The 15,865-nt window shown below is 63.0% G+C and carries 12 protein-coding genes and 1 riboswitch; of the genes, 3 read left to right on the forward strand and 9 right to left on the reverse strand.

The window, feature by feature from the left end; all coding sequences use genetic code 11:
* Positions 1-228: 228 nt before the first annotated feature.
* Positions 229-1,320, reverse strand: a complete 1,092-nt coding sequence (locus N008_RS15130) for a BamA/TamA family outer membrane protein (protein ID WP_044017205.1) — start codon at positions 1,318-1,320, stop codon at positions 229-231.
* 177 nt (positions 1,321-1,497) lie between these two features.
* Between N008_RS15130 and N008_RS15135 the strand changes: the two genes are divergently transcribed.
* Together N008_RS15135 and N008_RS15140 are read left to right on the forward strand one after the other, a co-directional pair.
* Positions 1,498-2,298 (forward strand): DUF547 domain-containing protein, encoded by an 801-nt coding sequence (locus tag N008_RS15135; protein WP_081910835.1) that lies wholly within the window; start codon positions 1,498-1,500, stop codon positions 2,296-2,298.
* Positions 2,299-2,331: 33 nt separating this feature from the next.
* On the forward strand, positions 2,332-2,970 hold the full coding sequence (locus N008_RS15140) for a DUF6134 family protein (protein WP_044017207.1): 639 nt from the start codon (positions 2,332-2,334) through the stop codon (positions 2,968-2,970).
* A gap of 60 nt (positions 2,971-3,030) precedes the next feature.
* Here N008_RS15140 and N008_RS15145 read toward each other — a convergent pair whose 3' ends face one another.
* From N008_RS15145 to N008_RS15180, 8 genes are all read right to left on the reverse strand, one after another.
* Complete coding sequence (locus N008_RS15145; protein ID WP_156109339.1) at positions 3,031-3,762, reverse strand: hypothetical protein; 732 nt, start codon at positions 3,760-3,762, stop codon at positions 3,031-3,033.
* 259 nt (positions 3,763-4,021) lie between these two features.
* Positions 4,022-5,536: a TSUP family transporter gene (locus N008_RS24170; protein WP_052381603.1), complete on the reverse strand. Its 1,515-nt coding sequence runs from the start codon at positions 5,534-5,536 to the stop codon at positions 4,022-4,024.
* 144 nt (positions 5,537-5,680) lie between these two features.
* On the reverse strand, positions 5,681-7,396 hold the full coding sequence (locus N008_RS15155; protein WP_044017210.1) for an NADPH-dependent assimilatory sulfite reductase hemoprotein subunit: 1,716 nt from the start codon (positions 7,394-7,396) through the stop codon (positions 5,681-5,683).
* 354 nt (positions 7,397-7,750) lie between these two features.
* On the reverse strand, positions 7,751-9,607 hold the full coding sequence (locus tag N008_RS15160; protein ID WP_052381604.1) for an assimilatory sulfite reductase (NADPH) flavoprotein subunit: 1,857 nt from the start codon (positions 9,605-9,607) through the stop codon (positions 7,751-7,753).
* A gap of 228 nt (positions 9,608-9,835) precedes the next feature.
* Complete coding sequence (gene cobA / locus N008_RS15165) at positions 9,836-10,603, reverse strand: uroporphyrinogen-III C-methyltransferase (RefSeq protein WP_044017212.1); 768 nt, start codon at positions 10,601-10,603, stop codon at positions 9,836-9,838.
* 177 nt (positions 10,604-10,780) lie between these two features.
* Entirely contained in the window at positions 10,781-12,070 is a 1,290-nt protein-coding gene (locus N008_RS15170; RefSeq protein ID WP_197062871.1) for a sulfate adenylyltransferase subunit 1, read from the reverse strand.
* 163 nt (positions 12,071-12,233) lie between these two features.
* On the reverse strand, positions 12,234-13,178 hold the full coding sequence (gene cysD, locus N008_RS15175) for a sulfate adenylyltransferase subunit CysD (RefSeq protein ID WP_081910837.1): 945 nt from the start codon (positions 13,176-13,178) through the stop codon (positions 12,234-12,236).
* Positions 13,179-13,337: 159 nt separating this feature from the next.
* Entirely contained in the window at positions 13,338-14,114 is a 777-nt protein-coding gene (locus N008_RS15180) for a phosphoadenylyl-sulfate reductase (protein ID WP_081910838.1), read from the reverse strand.
* 312 nt (positions 14,115-14,426) lie between these two features.
* A riboswitch (SAM riboswitch) is annotated at positions 14,427-14,518 on the reverse strand.
* A 426-nt stretch (positions 14,519-14,944) separates the two neighbouring features.
* On the opposite strand from N008_RS15180, the gene N008_RS15185 reads away from it, so the two are divergent.
* The gene (locus N008_RS15185) at positions 14,945-15,763 is read left to right on the forward strand and encodes an SDR family oxidoreductase (RefSeq protein WP_044017216.1); all 819 of its coding nucleotides are present in this window, start codon (positions 14,945-14,947) and stop codon (positions 15,761-15,763) included.
* Positions 15,764-15,865 lie beyond the last annotated feature (102 nt).

Raw genomic sequence — 15,865 nt, forward strand, 5'->3', positions numbered from 1 at the left:
ACGCAGCGGAAGCGGGGCGGTGTTTTGTAGTTAGTAGCGCTACGGCTAGCAAGCTAGTTCCCCTCCTTGGAAAGGAGGGGCTAGGGGTGGTTGATACATTCAGGACGATTTTAGAGCTAATCTTACATACCGACCAACGATTGTCAACCACCCCTAACCCACACTCGCTTGATGCGCGACATTTTCCAAGGAGGGGAACCAGCTTGCTAGCTGTAGCACTAATACCCATCAAAACGCTTCTCCAACGGTCAGGTAGAACCCGCTGGATTCTTTGCCGAGGCCGTAGTCGAGGCGCAGGTTGAGGTGGTCGCGGCGGTTGAGGGTGAAACGCAGGCCGGCGCCGTACGCGCCCTTGGGCTGGCGCAGGCGCAAGCCGTCGGCGGCGTCGCCGAGGGTGCCTACGGAGCCGAAAGCTACGGCTCCCAGCCGTTTATACACGGCCAGGCGCAGCTCGGTTTGCAGCAGGGCCGCGTGCTGGTCGCGGAAACGGCCTTCGTAGTAGCCCCGCATCCGGCGCGTGCCGCCCAGCAACGACAGCGCGTTGAACGGGGCCGTACCGGCCGTGAAGCTGGCGAAGTAGTTCAGGGCCAGCACCGCCCGCCGGTTCAGGCTGTGGTACGACGACACGTCGGCCGAGTAGCGGCTGAAGTGGGTGGTGCCCAGCGGGCCGGTGTTGTCGGCGCGGTTGCGAATCATGCCGGTCAGGTCGGCCACCACGCCTTTGGTGGGGAAGAACAGGTTGTCGCGCGAGTCGAAGAACACGCCCAGGCCGCCGCCATGCAGCCGGCTGCCCAAGCCGCCCGGCACGCGGCCGCTGGCCAGCTGCCCGCCGTCTTCGGTGGTCGTCACGTCGTAGTCTTCCAGTTGGTAGCGCAGCCCGGCGTAGAGCTTGCCGGCGGCCAGGGTCGGGGCCACGCGGCGGAAGGCGTTGAGGCGCACCCGTGGGAAATTGACGCCGTACAGCTCACGCGGCACGGCCTGCTCGCCCACGCCGTAGAAATAGTAGTTGTAGCGGTAGTAGCCCGCCTCGCCGTAGGCGTAGTAGGTGTTGTGCTGGTAGAACACCTGAAACGGCAGATACAGCAGCAGCTGCCGGTTCTGGGTGTAGGCGGCACCCAGCGTGAACTGTGAGGGCCGGGCATCAGTGAAGGCGGAATCCTGGCGGAAGCGCACGGTGAACACCAGCGCGGCCCCGTAGGCCAGCCGGGTTTCCGGGGTGTAGTAGACGAGTGGCAGCGGCAGCACCGACAACCGGCGGGTGGTGCTGTCGGGCGGTGGAGCCTGCGTGGCCAGGGCCAGCAGCACGGAGGTCAGCAGCATGCAGGAGGAAGGGGGTGAAACAGGCGTACGTAAGCGGTGCGGCACGGAGTTTGGCGCGGCTGCAATCTTTTTGTGATACCTCGCCCGTATATTCCGGCCAAACTGCTGCTACGGCCGCTGCGCCGGCCCCGTACCGCCGGCCACCGCCGCCGTATACTGCGGCAAATCCCCTTGCTTATGAAACTGCCCAATCTGCCTGTTCGCGCCTTGTTCACTCTTCAGCTGGCTGCTGGCCTGGCCTTGGCTGCGCCGCTACCCACCCTGGCGGCCGTGCCCGCCGTAGCTGCCGCGCCAGCCGCCGCCCCCGACCATGCGGCGTTCGACAAGCTGCTCAAAAAGCACGTCAACAGCAAAGGCCAGGTGAACTACAAAGGCTTCAAGGCCGACGAAAAGGAGTTCAACCAGTACTTGGCGCTGCTGAGCAAGAATGCCCCGGCCGCTTCGTGGAGCAAGCAGGAGCAGATGGCCTACTGGATCAACGCCTACAACGCCTACACCATCCGCCTGATCCTGGACCACTACCCGGTGCAGAGCATCAAGGATATCGGCTCGAAAATCAAGATTCCATTCGTGACCACGCCCTGGGCGGCCAAGTTCTTCAGCATCGGCGGTAAGAAGATGAGCCTCGACGAAATTGAGCACGGCACGCTGCGTAAGAAGTTCAACGACCCGCGCATTCACTTCGCACTGGTGTGCGCCTCCGTCTCGTGCCCCAGTTTGCGCAATGAGGCTTACACCGCCGCCAAACTCGACAGCCAGCTCGACGACCAGGGCCGTGACTTCGTGAACAACCCCGCCAAAAACAAGATCAGCAAGAGCAGCGCCCAGCTTTCCAAGTACTTCGACTGGTACAAGGGCGACTGGAGCGAGAACGGGCAGTCGGTGGTGAAGTGGGTGAACAAGTACTCCACCACCAAGCTCGACGCCAACGCCAAAATCGACTTCCTGGACTACAACTGGAACCTGAATGAGCAATAGGCCGGAGCATTGGCACGTAGCCGGCCGCGCCGCATGAGTGGGAGTGGCTTCCGGCTGGGCCTGACGGGGGCGTTGGTTGGTCTGGTTGGAGCTGCCTCGGCGCAAACTCCGGCGGCGCGCCCCGCGGTGCCCGAAACGCGGCGCTACGCTATTGAGGTGGCCGGCGTGCGCGTGGGCACCATGACGGCCACGCGCGTTCCGCAGACGGCCACCACCGACGCCGTTTCCACGCTCACCAGCGACGTGAAGGTGAACTTCCTGATCTATAAGCTGAAGATCTACTACCAGGTGGTGAACCGGGTGCGCAACGGCCAGCTGCTGCTTTCCACCGTGGAAGCCCACACCAACCAGGGCGATTTCGCCTCGCGCACCGAGTGGAAGGGCGACCATTACGACATCGTGGCCAGCCAGTACCGGTACCAGCACCGCGCCACCGAAAAGCAGCCGATCCGCTACACTGTCACGGACCTGTTTTTCGGTGAGCCGCAAGGGCAGGCCCGGGCATTTTCCGAGTATTTCGGCGACTTTTTCAGCGTGCAGCGCCTGGGCCCGGCCCGCTACACCGCCGGCCTGCCCGACCGCGAAGGCGAGTACCGATACGTGAACGGCGAGCTGGTGCTGCTCATCACGAAGAACCCGCTGAAGAACTTTGTCATTCGGTTTTTGCCTTAACGCGAAGCTCCGGCTTCTGCGAACGAGCGTAGCAATGTAGCCGATACTGTGCTATTGGTCTTATGGCAGCCGGTCCCATACCTCACCGCCAAGGCTCACCATTCGCACAATGCCGGCGCGCCGGTCATAATACAGCTCTTGCATGAATGAGGCAGGCGTGGGCGCGCAATCTGGGCCGCGAGAAGTGCCCACAAACGCAACTACTTCGGTGTACTGCCGGCCCCGAATGCTGAGTTGCTGAAACGGCCCTTCCAAGGCAGACCCACGCGGGAATTTCAGGCCTCTGCAGTGATAGTAGTCGCTGATAAGGTCGGTGTTGCCAACGAAAGCCGACCATTCTCCTTTCGCATAGAAGCTGCTCTTGTTTTTGTCGTAGCCATCGAAACTACGGTTGGTCAACTGGGCCGCACCCCGATAAAAGCGAAACTCTCCGCCACCAACCCGTACACTATCAATACGGGTCAGGCGCACTGTTTTCTGGTCGAAGTAGTTCAGCAGCTTAGGAGAAGAAAAGTTTGGGCCGGGTGGCTGAACTTCCTTTTTTTCTGCCTGAGTGTAATCGATAATCTGGCTGACCTGGTAAGTTCGTCGGTAGCCGCGCCCATTCTCAAACTGCCAAGTGTCTCCTTGCCGCATCGTCAGCCACGGTTGATCATCTTCCGTGAAATGATAATAAGGGACTTTATTGACGATGCGCAGCCCAGGACCTGATTCAGAGTCTTTTTTACATGCTGAAGCTGTCAGGAGTATACAGCAGGAAAGCCAGTAAGTCAGACGTAGGGAGGATAGCATAGGAGTAGGATGGTTGGTACGCTAAAAGTAGCAGTGAATACCTCCTGTTCCATGTCCATAATTGACTTATTTCAGGCTTTGTTTTGTGGTGTTTATGGCGGTTAATAGTCTGAATTTCAGTGATTTTTACACGGTATAAAGGATATTGGTTGTTAGTGTTTTTTAATGGTTTGCAGCGGGTCGGTTTCCATGCGAAACGGCCCCGCTGAACAGGTGTCAGCGGGGCCGTTTATTAGGGCGGCACAAGCTAAAGGGTGTGCTACATAAACACCTTGCGCAACGCCCACAAACTCCACACAATCACCATCAGGCCCACGCCCACGAACATCCAGCGGACGGGCAGGCGGCCGGCGAGGCGGGCGGCCAGCGGCGCGGCGGCCACGCCCCCGATGATGAGGCCCAGGATAATCTGCCAATGCGAAATGCCCAGGGTGGCGAAAAACGTGACGGCGCTGGCAAACGTGACAAAAAACTCCGTGACGCTCACCGAGCCAATCACGTACTGCGGCGTGCGGCCCCCGGCAATGAGCGTGCTGGTGACCAGCGGCCCCCAGCCGCCCCCGCCAAACGAATCGAGGAAGCCGCCGGCCGCGGCCAGGATGCCCAGTTTCTTGTGCTTCTTGCGCGGGCCGGGCTTGCTGAAGGCCTTGCTGATGATGCGGATGCCCAGCAGCAGCAGATACACCGCCAGGAACGGCTTCACGTAGCCGGCGTAGGTTTCGCCGAACTTCGAGAGCAGGTAGGCCCCCGCAATGGCGCCCAGCACGCCCGGAATCAGGAGCACTTTGAACAGGCGCTTGTTCACGTTGCCGAAGCGGTAGTGGTGGTAGCCCGAGGCTCCGCTGGCAAACATTTCGGCGGTGTGGATGCTGGCACTCACGGCCGCCGGGGCAATGTTCAGGCTCATCAGGCTGATGGCCGTAACCACGCCGTAGCCCATGCCCAGCAGTCCATCAATGAGCTGTGCGCCGAAGCCGATGGCCACGAACAGCCAGAAGGTTTCGGCGTGAGTGGCAGCGTCCCAGACTTGCTCCAGGGTGAAATAGTAGCTCAGAATGTTGAACACCAGCATGGCCGCAAAGGCCAGCAGCGCCCCGGTGGCAATTTTGCGCCACCGCGCCGCGGCGGGTGATTCGTAGGCCGGCCCGCCGGTCAGCTCGGCCGTTACGGCGTTCAGCGACTTTACCTTTTGGGCGAAGTCGCCGCCCACCTTCTCCCGAATCTGCGACATGCGCTGGAGCACGTCGTGCAGCTCGTCGGGGAGGGTGTGGGTGAGCATTTCGCGCAGGCGCTTGGCAATGGTGGGCGACTTACCGTTGGTGCTGATGGCAATTTTCAGGTCACCCTTCTGCACGATGGAGCCCAGGTAAAAGTCGCAGGCGGCGGGCGTGTCGGCCACGTTGCAGAGCAGGCGCTGGCGGGTGGCGTCAGCCTTGATCTGCAGGTTCAGGGCTTTGTCGTTGGTGGCCACAATCACCAGGTCGTGGCCGACGAGGTGGGTGGGGTCGTAGGGCTGCTCGCGCAGCTGCACGGCGGGGTGCTGGCCGGCCAGCACCCGCAGCTCGGGCCTAAACCAGGTAGCCACCACCGTAATGGCCGCGTTGGGGCTGTTGGCCAGCATGGCCGAGAGCTTCTCGAAGCCCACGGCCCCGCCGCCCACCAGCAGCACGTGCATCTGTTCCAGCTTCAGAAACACCGGAAACAGCCGGTTGCCATCGGGCACCGCCGGGGGCGGCTCGGGCTGGGGCAGGGCGTTGTTGGAGGAAAGGGGCATGGTTGGCGGTGTTGGTTGGGGTCGGATGCAGGAAAGAAGTTGGCCGTCATGCTGAGCTTGCCGAAGCATCTCTACCGCTTCGTTGTGTAAGTGCAGGCGAAGCGGTAGAGATGCTTCGGCAAGCTCAGCATGACGTTCTATCGGTTACTCATGAAACGTCAGGCCGCTTGCGGTGGGCTGCACGTAGCCCTGGCGGATGACGAAATCACCAAACCGCTCCTGGGGCTGGCGGTTCTGGGCGTAGTCGGCGAGCAGGGGCGTGAGCTCCCGCACGATGCCGTCTTCGTCCAGCATTTCCTTGTAGAGCTTGTTCATCCGCTCCCCGTTGAAAGCGGCACCGAGGTACAGGTTGTAGCGGCCCACGGCCCGGCCCACCAGCCCGATTTCGCCGAGGTAGGGGCGGGCGCAGCCGTTGGGGCAGCCCGTCATCCGCAGCAGAATATCGTTCTGAGCCAGACCCTGTTGGCGAATCACCCGATCCAATCTATCCAATAATTCCGGAAGATACCGCTCGGCCTCCGCGAAGGCCAGCGTGCAGGTGGGCAGGGCCACGCAGGCCAGCGCCCCGCGCCGCAGGGCCGTATATTCCTTGCCGGCCTCGATGGCCACGCCGTGCTGCTGCAACATGGCCTGCACGCTCAGCCGGTGCTCGGGGGCAATGTTGGCGATGATCAGGTTCTGGTTGCCGGTGAGGCGGAAGTCGCCGGTGTGAAAGGCGGCAATTTCGCGCAAAGCGGTTTTGAGCGTGTAGCCTTCCCGGTCGAGCACCCGGCCGCCTTCCACGAACAGCGTGAGGTGGGCCCGGCCATCGGCCTGGATGGACCAGCCGTAGGCGTCGCCGGAGCTGCGGAACTGGTAGGGGCGGGCGGGCTCCACCGGGAAGCCCAGGCGCTGGTTTAGCTCGGCTTTAAACACGTCGAGGCCCACGCGGTCCACGGTGTACTTGAGGCGGGAGAACTTGCGGTTTTCCCGGTTGCCCCAGTCGCGCTGAATCGTCACGATTTTCTCGCAGGCGTCCACCACTTTATCGGCGGGTACGAAGCCGATGACGTCGGCCAGGCGGGGGTAGGTGTCGGGCATGCCGAAGGTCATGCCCATGCCGCCGCCCACGGCCACGTTGAAGCCCACCAGCTGGCCCCGCTCCTCTATGGCAATCAGACCCAGGTCGTTGGCGAAGATGTCGGTGTCGTTGTAGGGCGGAATGGCCAGGGCAATCTTGAACTTGCGGGGCAGGTAGGTTTTGCCGTAGATGGGCTCGGCGTCCTCCTCGCCCTCGTTGGGGGCGCTGGTGAACTGGGGCTCGCCGTTCAGCCACAAATCCCAGTAGGCCGAGGTGCGGGGCGTGAGGTGGGCGCTGATCTGCTTCGACACCTCGTACACGGCCGCGTGCAGGGGGCTCTCGTGCGGGTTGGGGTTGCACATCACGTTGCGATTCACGTCGCCGCAGCCCGCAATGCTGTCCAGTAAAGCCTCGTTGAAGCCCTGGATGGTTTTTTTCAGGTCGCGCTTGAGCACGCCGTGCAGCTGAAAGGCCTGGCGGGTGGTGAGCTTGAGCGTGTGGTTGCCGTACTCGTCGGCCAGCTCATCCATGCGCAGCCATTGGGCCGGCGAGGCAATGCCGCCCGGCACCCGCACCCGAATCATGAGCGAGTACAGCGGCTCCAGCTTCTGGCGCTTGCGCTCCGAGTCCAGGTCCCGGTCGGTTTGCTGGTAGGAGCCGTGGAACTTGATCAGGTGGGTATCGTCGGGGTAGAGGGCGCCGGTGAGCGGGTTCACGAGGCTTTCAGCCAAAGTGCCGCGCAGGTAGTTGCTGGCTTCCTTGACGTGCTCGACTTCGGAAAGTTTTGGGGTATCGGCCATGGTGGTGGTTGGATGTCGGTGGTTCCAGGGCGGAAGCCCTGGGCTAGGTAGCGGTTCTCGTTGAGGTGGCTCACCTCATCCCCCGGCCCCTTCTCCTTCAGAGAGGGGGAGCCAGACGAACTGCGCGGTTGTAGAGACGCAATAGTTGGAGTCTCGTCGTTGCTGAGGTCGTTTCGTTGAAGCGGTAAGCGGTGCAGGGCCGGTTGTTCTGGCGGGAGACGCGAAGTGTCGCGTCTCTACAATGGTTGGTGGTTCGCGCGGGGCCGGCTGTTCTGGCGGGAGACGCAAGATGTTGCGTCTCTACATTTATGGACGACACTTATCATCTCACTACTCACGTCTCAGTACTCACTACTAATACACATCCTCCAGAAACCGGCGCGATTTTTTGAGTTGGCGCAGGTACTCGGCGGCGTAGTCGGCGTCGTGGCCGCTTTCCTGCTGGATGATCTGGCGCAGGGCCTGCTGCACGTCGTGGGCCATGCGGGATTTGTCGCCGCACACGTAGAAGTAGGCCCCGTTTTCGAGCTGCTCGTACACGCGGCGGCTCTGTTCCAGCAGGCGGTGCTGCACGTAGAGCTTCTGGGCCTGGTCGCGGGAGAAGGCCACGTCGAGGCGGTCGAGGGTGCCGCGCTTGAGGTGCTGCTGCCACTCGGTCTGGTACAGGAAGTCGGTGGTGAAATGGGGGTTGCCGAACAGCAGCCAGTTGCGGCCGGTAGCGCCGGTTTCGGCCCGCTCCTCCACGAAGGCCCGGAAAGGCGCTACCCCGGTGCCAGGGCCCACCATGATGATGTCGGTGGCAGCGTCCTGCGGCAGCTTGAAGTACTCGTTGCGGTCCACCCACACCCGGGCCGTGTCGCCGATGCTCAGGTGGTCGGCCTGGTAGCCGGAGCAGGCCCCGTGCTTGGCGCGGCCGTAGGTTTCGTAGCGCACGGCCCCCACGGTCAGATGCACTTCCTCGGGGTGGGCCAGCAAGGAGGAGGCAATGGAGTAGGCCCGGGCCGGCAACGGCCGCAGCACCGCCGCCAGCTGCTGCCCCGACAGCTCCACCGGAAACTCAGTGAGCAAGTCGGCCACGTCGCGGCCGTAGAGGTAGGTGCCCAAACCGGCCGTATCGGCCAGAATTTCGCGGAGGCGCGGGTGTTGTGGGGCCACGGCGGCGTAGCGCTCCAGCACGTCGCGGGTGATGACCGACAGTTCCAGCCGCTCGGTGAGGGCGGTGGTCAGGTCCAATTCCTCGGCTTCGAGGCGCACCGGGGCGGCTTCGGAGAGGCGGGCAGCCTGCAGCACCTCCTGCACCAGCGCGGGGCGGTTGCGGGGCTGCACCATCAGGGCATCGCCGGTCTCGTAGGTCAGGCCCGAATCAGCCAGGGAAAACTCCAGGTGGTAGGTTTCCTTGGTGGAGCCCCGGCCGTTGAGCTGAATCTTCTCCAGCAGCTCCGCCCCAAAAGGGTTGCGGGCGTTGTACTCCACGGCGGCGGGCCGCGGGGCCACTTCCGGCGCGTAGCCCGCACCAACCGAAGCCACCAACGGCGCGGCCACGGCGGCACCAGCCGTTACGGGGGCCGGGACGGGCTGCAACTCAATGATGCGGCTGAGCACCTGCTCGGCCCACTGGCGGGTTTCGTCCTCGAAGGTTACGTCGCAGTCCAGCCGCTCGGCCAGGCGGCGGCCGCCCAGCTCGGCCAGGCGCTGGTCGAACTCGAAGCCGGTCTGGCAGAACTGCAGGTAGCTTTTGTCGCCCAGGGCCAATACGGCGTACTGCAGGTCGGGCAGCTTGGGGGCGCGGCTGCTGAGCAGGAACTGGTGCAGCTCCTCGGCCGCCATGGGCGGGTCGCCTTCCCCCTGGGTGCTCACCACCACCAGCAGCAACTGCTCGGTTTTGAGGTCCTTGGTGGGGTAGTCGTTCATGTCGCGCACCTGCGGCTGCAGGCCCCGGCGGCGGGCCGCTTCGGCCACCAGACCGGCGGCTTTCTTGCTGTTGCCGGTCTGGGAGCCAAACAGGATGGTGAGCCGACTAGCCGCGGCTGCTTCTACCACCGCCGGAGCCGGGGCCACGGCCGCAATGGGGGGCGCTGCCGCGCCGGCGCGGCCGTACAAGTAGCCGCTCAGCCACACCAGCTGCTGGGAGGTGAGGCTCGCTGCCAGCTGCTGCAGCGCCTGATCGTCGAGGCCAATGGGAAGCGTGGGGGAAGCTGAAAGAAGAGACATAGGACGTGGTGGTTGGGGCAGTGGGTTGGGCGCGTCAGAGAAGGAAGAGGTCATGCTCTATCTGGCGTCCGCTTGCCGAAGCATCTCTACCGCTTCGTTGTGGCGGTTCAGTAGCCCAGGGTTTAGACCCTGGGCTATGGAGCGTTAATCGGTATAATCAGGTTGGTTAGCCAGCGGTAGAGATGCTTCGACTTCGCTCAGCATGATGTGCTGTTTGTGAATTGCTGTTCAGGCTACCGCCGCGTACAACTCCGGCAGCAGCGCCAGCTTCTCCGGGGTGGCCAGGCGGGTGACTTCGCCGATGATGATGATGGCCGGCGCGCCGATTTCGGCGGCGGCGGCGCGGGCGGGCAGCTCGGCTACGGGGCCGGTGACCAGCCGGGCGTGGGGCAGGGTGCCGTTCTGGATGATGGCGGCCGGGGTGTCTGCGTGGCCCTGCTCGCAGAAGGCCCGCACGATGCGCGGCAGTTCGCCCAGGCCCATCAGAATGACGGTGGTGCCACGGGCGTCGCGGGCGGCTTCCCGGATGCTGCCGGCCAGCTCGCCGGTGGCGGTGGTGGCCGTAATCACCCGAAACCCTTCGCTCAGGCCACGGTGCGTGACGGGAATACCGGCTGCCCCGGCGGCGGCCACCGCGCTGCTGATGCCGGGCACGTAGTCCGTCAGCAGACCGTGGGCTTCGGCGTAGAGCATTTCCTCCCGGCCGCGCCCGAACACAAACGGGTCGCCGCCCTTGAGGCGCACCACGTGGCCGTAGCGGCGGGCGTAATCCACAATCAGGGCGTTGATGTCGTCCTGCGAGTGGCTGCGCATGCCGCGCCGCTTGCCCACGGGCACCAGCACGGCCTCGGGGCGGGCGTGCCCGAGCAGGGCGCGGTTGGCCAGCGCGTCGTACAAAATCACATCGGCTTCCGACAGCACCCGCGCCCCTTTGAGCGTGAGCAGCTCCGGGTCGCCGGGGCCGGCACCCAGTACCGTAAGGCGGGGCGTTTGCATCAGTGAATGAGTGAGTTGGTGAATGAGTGAATTGGGGAAGGCACTGTCATGCTGAGCGGAGGCGGAGCCGCAGTCGAAGCATCTCTACTTCTGACTAATCAATTGGCAGTGCAACGAAGCGGTAGAGATGCTTCGACTGCGGCTGCGCCTTCGCTCAGCATGACGTTCGTCAGCAGCCTAAATCGAAAAGGCTACTGGCGGCGCAACGGGGGCGGTGAAGTACTCGGAGTTAGCGGCTTCTACCAGGCCGGCGGCCAGGGTGTCGCCGGTCAGCTCGTCGACCAGGATGAAGGAGCCGGTGGTGCGGTTGTCGGCGTAGTGGTCCACGGCCAGGGGCAGGGCGGTTTTGAGGCGCACCCGCACGATGTCGTTGAGCTGGGCCTGCTCGGTGTGCACCCGGGCGAAGGTCTGCACGTTCACCTTGTAGAGAATGGCCGACACGGCTGCTTTCGATAGGGCCGAGTGGTGCTGCACCAGCAGCTTACGGCCGGGCCACAAAGGCTGCTCGCTCATCCAGCACAGGGTGGCTTCCAGCTCGCGGGTGAGGGTGGGCTCCTCGGGGCCGGCGGGCACCAGGGCGTCGCCGCGGCTCACGTCCACGTCGTCGCGCAGGCGAATAACCACGGCCTGCGGGGCCGCGGCCGTTTCCACTTCCTGCTGGTTCACCTCAATGGCTTCGATTTCCGATTCCAGGCCTGAGGGCAGCACCCGCACGCGCTGGCCGCGGCGGTACTGGCCGCTCAGAATCTGGCCAGCGTAGCCGCGGTAGTCGGGCAGCTCGGGCGTCTGGGGCCGGATGACGTACTGCACCTGGAAGCGGGGCGCGGCCTCGGTTTCCTGAGCGCCGGGCACGCTTTCCAGGTGCTGGAGCAGGCTGGGGCCGGTGTACCAGGGCAAGTGCTGGCTGGGCTTCACCACGTTGTCGCCCTGCAAGGCGCTCAGCGGAATGGCCGTAGCGGCGGGCAGGTTGAAATGGTTGGTCAGCTCGGCGTAGTCGGTGGCAATGCGGGCAAACACGGCCTCGTCGTAGTTCACCAGGTCCATTTTGTTCACGGCCAGCACAAAATGCCGGATGCCCAGCAGCGCGGCAATGAGGGTGTGGCGGCGGGTTTGCTCAATCACGCCCTGGCGGGCATCCACCAGCACAATGGCCAGATCAGCGTTGCTGGCACCCGTGACCATGTTGCGGGTGTACTGCACGTGGCCGGGCGCATCGGTAATGATGAACTTGCGGCGGGGCGTGGTGAAGTACTTGTAGGCCACGTCGATGGTGATGCCCTGTTCCCGCTCGGCGCGCAGGCCGTCGGTCAGCAACGCCAAATCCACGGTGCCATTGGAAGCCTGCCGCTTCTCCAGCGCCGCCAGCACGTCCAGCGACACGGATTCGGAGTCGTACAGCAGCCGCCCAATCAGGGTGCTCTTGCCGTCATCCACGCTCCCGCAGGTGATAAATCGAAGTAAGTCCACGGTTGTAATGTGAAGAATGTGGGTGAATGTGAGAAATGTGAAAAATGACTGTTCAGCGAAGTGGAATGAGTGGTGAGAAAGAGCAGCAGAGCGGCGCGTCATTGTGCCGGACGGTGCACCCTTTATTTCTCACATTCACCCACATTCGTCACATTTCACACATTTAGAAATATCCGTTCCGCTTGCGGTCTTCCATGCCGGCTTCGGAGATGTTGTCGTCGAGGCGGGTGGCGCCCCGCTCGCTTACTTTGGCCAGCAGCAGGTCCTGGATGATGTCTTCCACGGTGCGGGCGTCGCTTTCCACGGCGGCGGTGCAGGTGGAGTCGCCCACGGTGCGGAAGCGCACCTGCCGGGTCACGATTTCGTCTTCGTCATCGAGCTGCAAATGCTCGGTGAGGCCCAGCAGCTGGCCCGAGGGCAGCACCACGCAGGTACGCTCGTGGCCGAAGTAGATGTCGGGCAGCGGAATGTTTTCGCGCTGGATGTAGCGCCACACGTCCAGCTCCGTCCAGTTGGAAATCGGGAACACGCGCACGTTTTCGCCCTTCTGGATGCGGCCGTTGTAGATGTTCCAGAGCTCGGGGCGCTGGCGCTTGGGGTCCCACTGGCCAAATTCGTCGCGCACCGAGAAGATGCGCTCCTTGGCCCGGGCCTTTTCCTCGTCGCGGCGGGCCCCGCCGATGCAGGCGTCGAACTCAAACTCCTCGATTACCTCCAGCAGCGTGTAGGTCTGCAGCGGGTTGCGGCTGGGGTACTTGCCGCCCGGCTCACGCAGGCGCTGCCGCTTAATCGTATCCTCCACCTTGCGCACCACCAGCTTTTCGCCCAGCTGGGCGGCTAGCTGGTCGCGGTAGGCCAGCACCTCGGGGAAGTTGTGGCCGGTATCCACGTGCACCAGCGGGAAGGGGAAGCGGCCGGGGCGGAAGGCTTTCTCGGCCAAACGCGTGAGTACAATGGAATCCTTGCCGCCCGAAAACAGCAGGGCCGGCCGCTCAAACTGCCCCGCCACCTCCCGCAGGATGTGGATGGCTTCGGCTTCCAGCCGGTCGAGGTAATCGAAAGTGGTACTCATATTTGTCTGGATTTCAGTTCTGTTGTTGTCCGTCATGCTGAGCGCAGCCGAAGCATCTCTACCGCTTCGTTGTGGCGGTTCATTAACCCAAGGTTTAAACCCTGGGCTATGGAGCGGTTGACGTTGGAATCAACTTGATTAGCCAGCGGTAGAAATGCTTCGACTTCGCTCAGCATGACGTTCTTTTTTGCCGTGCTATCTGGCCGGAACCGGCTCCACCACCGGGTCGGGGCCGTCGTGATGCGCGGTGGCGTGCAGGCCGCACTCCTTGGCCGAAAGGTCTTCCCACCACCAGCGGCCGGCCCGGAAATCCTCGCCGGGCTTGATGGCGCGGGTGCAGGGGGCGCAGCCGATGCTCACGAAGCCCTGCTGGTGCAGCGGGTTCACCGGAATGCCCTCTTGCTGCACAAAGGCCAGCGCCTGCTCCCAGGTCCAGTCGAAGAGCGGGTGGATTTTTACGAGTTGGTGCGCCGCGTCCCACTCCACGGGGTCCATCGTCTGCCGGTTCTGCGACTGTTCGGCCCGGATGCCGGTCACCCAGGCCCCGCGGCCGGCCAGGGCCCGGTTCAGGGGCTCCACCTTGCGGATGTGGCAGCACTCCTTGCGGTTGTCCACGCTCTCGTAGAAGGAGTTCGGGCCTTTCTGCAGGAGCAGGTTTTCCAGGTCCTCGCGCTGCGGGGCGTACACCGCAATGGGCTTCTGGTAGCGGATCAGCGTCTTATTCCAGGTAGAGTAGGTTTCCTGGAAGTTGCGGCCGGTATCGAGGGTGAACACCTCAATGGGCAAGTTGTGGGCGAAAATCAGGTGGCTGATGATCTGGTCTTCCAGCCCGAACGAGGTGGAAAAAACGGCCTGACCGGGGAAGGTGTCGGCCACCAGACGCAGGCGCTCCAGGGCGGAGGCGGCCACTATGAGAGGGCGCAGGCGGTCCAGCAAGGCGTGGGCGGCCGGCGCAGCATCAGCTGCAGGCATAGCAGAAAGAGGGGAGGAGGAAGCCGCCCGATTGGGTCGCGGCATTCCGGCCGGAAGATGGTTTCGGCGAAAACGGCCTACGCAGCGGCGCAGCGCAGTTTTCAGCGAAACAGAAACGGGTGTGCGGTTCCCCTGGCCGACGGCGCAAATGCGCGCGTCAGCTCAGAAATAGGCGGCGCACAAACCAGAAAAATGGGAGCGTGCCTAGCCCTGACAACAGCCCATGCTCAGCATACCACAACATCCATGCTGTACAGCACAGAGGGTAGCAGAAGCGGCGGCGGTGTTGAACAAGGATTTCACGGCTTGTTGTTTTTATATGGTCAGGACTTGGCACCGTTTCGGAAGGTCCGCTGGTTGCCGGCGTTTCGTCGAGCCTGTCTCTCCACGCCTCTGTATAAAAACAATCCTTTCGGGGGGTAAAGAATTGGTAGTACAAAGGTAGAAGCGGAAATTTTACACTTCCAAATTATATTTCATTTACAAGGGCGCAGAGCTAATCTTTGCAGAGGTTATTTTATGGTTAAACTATTAAATTATAGATTTTTATGTGCAAATGGTAGCCGGTTGCAGCAGCTTGGTCCCGACCTGCCAGAACGGCGCAGCTAGAACCGGTAGCACCGTGCCAGTGCCTTTCCGCCCTATAGCGACCCTAGCCGAAGCGCCACTCTGGCCGGGCCCAGGAGCCGGCTCAATCCGTCGGAAATCAGGCTGGGGTTTTCCTGCCGTCACGGCCCACTCGTAGGTGGGGGCCAACCTTGGTAGCGGAAACTTCATGTAACCTACAGCCGCGCAACGTAGTCTTACAGGAGACACCTTGCCTTTCAACTATGCCTGCACTTCCTTCTTCCAAGCGCCTCCAAAACCAAGTAGCCCTCGTCACGGGCGGTAGCTCCGGCATTGGGGCCGGGGTGGCCCGAGCCCTGGCCGCCGAGGGTGCCCGGGTGTTTGTCAATTACTCGCACAGCGCCGACGATGCGGCCGAAGTGGTGCGTGAAATAGAGCAGGCCGGCGGCCAGGCCACAGTGCTGCAGGCCGATGTGAGCAAGGAAGAAGACGTGCTGCGCATGTTCGACCAGATCCGCGAGCAGGCCGGCACGCTGCATATCCTCATCAACAACTCCGGCATCCAGGACGATGCCCCGCTGCTGAACATGACGCTGGAGCAGTGGCAGAAAGTTATTGGCGTGAACCTGACCGGGCAGTTTTTGTGCGCCCGCGAGGCCGCCCGCGAGTTTGTGCGGCGCGGCCCGCAGCCGGAGATTTCCAAAGCCACCGGCAAAATCATCTGTATGAGTTCGGTGCACGAGGTTATTCCCTGGGCTGGGCACGTCAACTACGCCACCAGCAAGGGCGGTATCATGCAGTTGATGAAGACGATGGCCCAGGAACTGGCCCCGCACCGCATCCGGGTGAACAGCATCGGCCCCGGAGCCATTGCCACGCCCATCAACCTCTCGGCCCGCGACACGCCGCAGGAGGAGAAAGACCTGCTTACGCTCATTCCCTACGGCCGCATCGGCGAGCCGGCCGACATCGGCAACGTGGCCGTGTGGCTGGCTTCCGACGAGTCGGATTACGTGACCGGCATCACGCTCTTCGCCGATGGCGGCATGACGCTCTACCCCGGTTTCGCCGACAACGGCTGAGCCACTGATACCAGAAAAACGCTGGCCCTGGCGCAGACAGGGGCCAGCCAGGAGCGCGTCAGCGGCGCCAGTGACAACCTAAGGCCTTAATCAACCAGCAAT

Origin of the sequence: Hymenobacter sp. APR13, from assembly GCF_000737515.1 — a bacterium.
Taxonomy (GTDB): domain Bacteria; phylum Bacteroidota; class Bacteroidia; order Cytophagales; family Hymenobacteraceae; genus Hymenobacter.